This is a genomic window from Rhodococcus sp. ENV425, assembly GCF_002887785.1.
In the GTDB taxonomy this organism is placed as follows: domain Bacteria; phylum Actinomycetota; class Actinomycetes; order Mycobacteriales; family Mycobacteriaceae; genus Rhodococcus; species Rhodococcus aetherivorans.
Map to the genome: position 1 here is coordinate 1 of NZ_PCZU01000096.1, position 4,363 is coordinate 4,363.

Consider the following 4,363-nt stretch of genomic DNA (forward strand, 5'->3'; position numbering starts at 1 on the left):
GGTCGAGTATCTCGACGCCGCCGTCGCCCCGTCCGCCGCCCGCCCCGGCCCGCCCGGCCCGGCCGGACCGGCACCGATCACCTAATCTCGACGTCATGCAGCGGATCATCGGCATCGAGGTCGAGTACGGGATCTCCTCACCCAACGAGCCCACAGCGAACCCGATCCTCACGTCCACCCAGGCGGTCCTGGCGTACGCGGCCGCCGAGGGGGTGCCGCGCGCCAAGCGCACCCGCTGGGACTACGAGGTCGAATCCCCACTGCGCGACGCCCGCGGATTCGACCTGGGCCGCTTCAACGGTCCGGCCCCCGTCATCGACGCCGACGAGGTCGGCGCCGCCAACATGATCCTCACCAACGGCGCCCGGCTGTACGTCGACCACGCCCACCCCGAATACTCGGCGCCGGAGGTCACCGACCCCCTCGACGCGGTGATCTGGGACAAGGCCGGCGAACGGGTGATGGAGGCCGCCGCTCGGCACGCCTCGAGCGTGCCCGGCGCGCCGCGCCTGCAGCTGTACAAGAACAACGTCGACGGCAAGGGTGCCTCGTACGGCACCCACGAGAACTACCTCATGGCCCGCGACACCCCGTTCTCGGCGGTGGTGGCCGGGCTGACCCCGTTCTTCGTCTCCCGGCAGGTGATCACCGGTTCCGGCCGGGTCGGCATCGGCCAGTCCGGCGACGAGGCCGGATTCCAGCTGTCCCAGCGCGCCGACTACATCGAGGTCGAGGTCGGGCTCGAGACCACCCTCAAACGCGGCATCATCAACACCCGCGACGAGCCGCACGCCGACGCCGACAAGTACCGACGCCTGCACGTGATCATCGGCGACGCCAACCTCGCCGAGATGTCGACCTACCTCAAGGTCGGCACCACTGCGCTGGTGCTGGACCTGATCGAGGCCGGGGTGGACCTGTCGGACCTGCAGCTGGCCCGGCCGGTCACCGCCGTGCACCACATCAGCCACGACCCCACGCTGCGCAAGACCGTCGCCCTGACCGACGGCCGTGAGCTGACCGGCCTGGCGTTGCAGCGGATCTACCACGAGCGCGTCGCGAAGTTCCACGACGGCACCGACGACAAGCGGGTGCGCGACATCCTCGACAAGTGGGCGATGATCCTCGACCTGCTCGAACGCGACCCCATGGAGTGCGCGCACCTGCTGGACTGGCCGGCCAAGCTGCGCCTGCTCGAGGGCTTCCGGAACCGGGAGGGCCTGGCGTGGTCGGCGCCGCGGCTGCACCTGGTGGACCTGCAGTACTCCGACGTGCGGCTGGACAAGGGCCTGTACAACCGGCTCGTCGCCCGCGGCTCGATGGAGCGCCTGGTCGCCGAGCAGGATGTGCTCGACGCGGTGCACACCCCGCCGTCGGACACCCGCGCGTTCTTCCGCGGCGAGTGCCTGCGCCGGTTCGGCGCCGACATCGCCGCCGCCAGCTGGGACTCGGTGATCTTCGACCTCGGCGGCGAATCCCTGGTGCGCATCCCCACCCTCGAGCCGCTGCGGGGCAGCCGCGCGCACGTCGGCAAGCTGCTCGACTCGGTGGATTCGGCGGCCCAACTGGTCGACGAACTGACCAGCTGACCCGTCCGGGCGGGCGCGACACGCGCGTAGTCGCGCGGAGTGTCGCATCTGCTCGGTAGGGTGGAGGTCCGAGCAGTCGGAGCTCGCACCGGCCGAGGCCGGAGCGGGCCCCACGAACGAACGAGGAGGTCGACCGCTATGGCTCAGGAGCGGACCACACGCGGTGGCGGAGGCGACGACGACGAGGTCGTCGGCGACGGCGGTGCCGGTCAGGAACGACGCGAGAAGCTCGCGGCCGAGACCGACGACCTGCTCGACGAGATCGACGACGTGCTCGAGGAGAACGCCGAGGACTTCGTGCGTGCGTACGTGCAGAAGGGCGGCCAGTGACAGCGGAGCGTTCGCCGATCCCGTTCCCCGTCCACCCGCCGCGCATGCCGTTCGGTTCCCCGCTGTCCTCGTTCTCCGACCACCTGCGCATGCATGCGCCGGAACTGCTGCCGGAGAACCGTCCCGGGCTGCGGGGCGCCGACGCGGACATCGCCCCGCACGGCACCACGATCGTCGCCGTGACGTTCGCCGGCGGCGTGCTCATCGCCGGTGACCGGCGCGCCACCATGGGCAACATGGTCGCCAGCCGCGACGTGGAGAAGGTGTTCGTCACCGACAGCTACTCCGCGGCCGGTATCGCCGGCACCGCCGGCCTGGCCATCGAACTCGTGCGCCTGTTCGCGGTCGAGCTCGAACACTACGAGAAGATCGAGGGTGTGCCGCTGACCTTCGACGGCAAGGCCAACCGGCTGTCGTCGATGGTGCGCGGCAACCTCGGGGCCGCGATGCAGGGCCTGGCGGTGGTGCCGCTGCTGGTCGGCTACGACCTCGAGGCCCCGGAACCGCAGCGCGCCGGCCGGATCGTGTCCTACGACGTGGTCGGGGGCCGCTACGAGGAGCGCGCCGGCTACCACGCGGTGGGCTCGGGATCGCTGTTCGCCAAGTCGTCGCTGAAGAAGCTCTACCGCGCCGACGCCGACGAGGCGGCCGCGCTGCGCACCGTCGTCGAGGCGCTCTACGACGCGGCCGACGACGACACCGCCACCGGCGGCCCGGACACCACCCGCGGCATCTATCCCACCGCGGTGGTCATCACCGCCGACGGCGCCACCGAGGTGCCGGAGCAGACCTTGTCGGCGCTGGCCCGCACCGTGGTCGCGGACCGCACCGTCGCCGAGCACGGGCAGGGAGGTGCGCAGTGACGCTGCCGTACTATGCGTCCGCCGAGCAGATCATGCGCGATCGCTCGGAACTGGCGCGCAAGGGCATCGCGCGGGGCCGCAGCGTGGTCGTGCTGATCTACGCCGACGGGGTGGTGTTCGTTGCCGAGAACCCGTCGAAGGCGCTGCACAAGGTCAGCGAGCTCTACGACCGCATCGGGTTCGCCGCGGTCGGCAAGTACAACGAGTTCGAGAACCTGCGGCGCGCCGGGATCGTGCACGCCGACATGCGCGGCTACTCCTACGACCGGCGCGACGTGACCGTGCGGTCGCTGGCCAACGCGTACGCGCAGACCCTGGGCACCATCTTCACCGAGCAGCCCAAGCCGTACGAGGTGGAGATCTGCGTCGCCGAGGTCGGCCGCGCCGACTCCGCCGACACCGCGCAGCTGTATCGCATCACCTACGACGGCTCGATCGTCGACGAACCGCAGTTCGTGGTGATGGGCGGGCACACCGAACCCATCGCCACCGCCCTGCGCGAGTCGTACCGGCCGGGTCTGTCCCTCGCCGAGGCGGTGCAGGTCGCGGTGCAGGCGCTGCAGCAGGTGCCCGCCGCCGGGGCCGAGATCGGCACCCGGGTGCTCGGCCGCGCCGAGCTCGAGGTGGCGGTGCTCGAGAAGCCGCGCCCGCGTCGCGCGTTCCGCCGCATCACCGGCGCCGCGCTCGACCAGTTGCTGCCCGGCACCGGCGAGCGGTCCGGCGACGACACCGGCACCACCGGGCCGGACGGGTCGGGGCCCGTTCAGGGTTCCTGATCGAGGGGCCGGTAGAGGGTGAGCTCGCCGGGGACGCTGCGGAACTCGAACAGCGCGCCCTCGGCGAGCACCTCACCGTCGGTGGCCAGGGCGACCCGGCCGCTGCGCACCCGCACCGACAGCGCCGGCGCTTCGCGCCGCACGTGGATCGGGGATCCGGCGAGGCTGCCGGTGACCGCGGCCGCGAGCAGCCGGGTCCGCGACCAGTGCAGGTCGGCCCGCAGATACCGCACGTCCAGGGTGCCGGTGTCGATGCGGGGCCGTGACATCGGCACCCGGTCGTCCGGCGCGTACCGGCCGCTGCCGACGAACAGCAACCACACCGCGGTGGGCACCCCGTCCAGCGACACCCGCAGCGGGCTCGCGGTCGCGAGGACCGCGGCCAGCGCCGCCGCCGCGGCCGGCCACTTGCCGATCCTCGGCTCCCACCGCTCACGCAGCCGCACCGAGTCCGGATAGCCGCCCACGCTGGCGGTGTTGACGAACACGTGTCCACCCCGGTCGGCACCGTCCGGGCCGGTGCCGTCCACCCACACCCGGCCGAGGTCGACCCGCAGCGCCTGCCCCCGCTCGACCGCGTGCACGGTCTGCTCCAGGTCGAGCAGCCCGGCGTCGCGGGCGAAGTGGTTCAGGGTGCCGCCCGGGAACACCGCCAGCGGCAGCCCGTGCGCGACGGCCGCGCTCGCCGCGGCTCGCACGGTGCCGTCCCCGCCGTGGACGCCGAGCGCTGCGGGGGTGTGCTCGGCGACGAACCGGTCCAGCTGGGCGGTGAACTCCTCGTCCGGGTCGAGGGTGACCACCCGTG

Annotated in this window: 5 protein-coding genes; 4 read left to right on the plus strand and 1 reads right to left on the minus strand. The window is 72.2% G+C overall.

What is annotated here, in order from left to right; translation table 11 throughout:
• Positions 1–95: 95 nt before the first annotated feature.
• The 4 genes from dop to prcA all read left to right on the plus strand — a co-directional run bounded on the left by dop (position 96) and on the right by prcA (position 3,558).
• Positions 96–1,589, plus strand: a complete 1,494-nt coding sequence (gene dop, locus CQZ88_RS07960) for a depupylase/deamidase Dop (RefSeq protein WP_006931182.1) — start codon at positions 96–98, stop codon at positions 1,587–1,589.
• Positions 1,590–1,727: 138 nt separating this feature from the next.
• Complete coding sequence (locus tag CQZ88_RS07965) at positions 1,728–1,919, plus strand: ubiquitin-like protein Pup (RefSeq protein WP_003937722.1); 192 nt, start codon at positions 1,728–1,730, stop codon at positions 1,917–1,919.
• Positions 1,916–2,782 (plus strand): proteasome subunit beta, encoded by an 867-nt coding sequence (gene prcB, locus CQZ88_RS07970; RefSeq protein WP_006931184.1) that lies wholly within the window; start codon positions 1,916–1,918, stop codon positions 2,780–2,782. The genes CQZ88_RS07965 and prcB overlap by 4 nt, the downstream gene beginning before the upstream one ends.
• A complete protein-coding gene (prcA, locus tag CQZ88_RS07975; protein WP_006931185.1) occupies positions 2,779–3,558 on the plus strand; it encodes a proteasome subunit alpha in 780 nt (259 codons plus the stop codon). Before prcB ends, prcA begins: the two co-directional genes overlap by 4 nt.
• Here prcA and CQZ88_RS07980 read toward each other — a convergent pair.
• Positions 3,546–4,363 (minus strand): diacylglycerol kinase family protein (locus CQZ88_RS07980; RefSeq protein WP_308410792.1); only part of this gene is annotated, 818 nt, incomplete at its 5' end. The two genes, prcA and CQZ88_RS07980, sit on opposite strands and share 13 nt — an antisense overlap.

Bases quoted from the DNA above. Each gene is read 5' to 3' on its own strand.
- dop (WP_006931182.1), top strand. From the start codon at position 96: ATGCAGCGGATCATCGGCATCGAGGTCGAGTACGGGATCTCCTCACCC.
- CQZ88_RS07965 (WP_003937722.1), top strand. From the start codon at position 1,728: ATGGCTCAGGAGCGGACCACACGCGGTGGCGGAGGCGACGACGACGAG.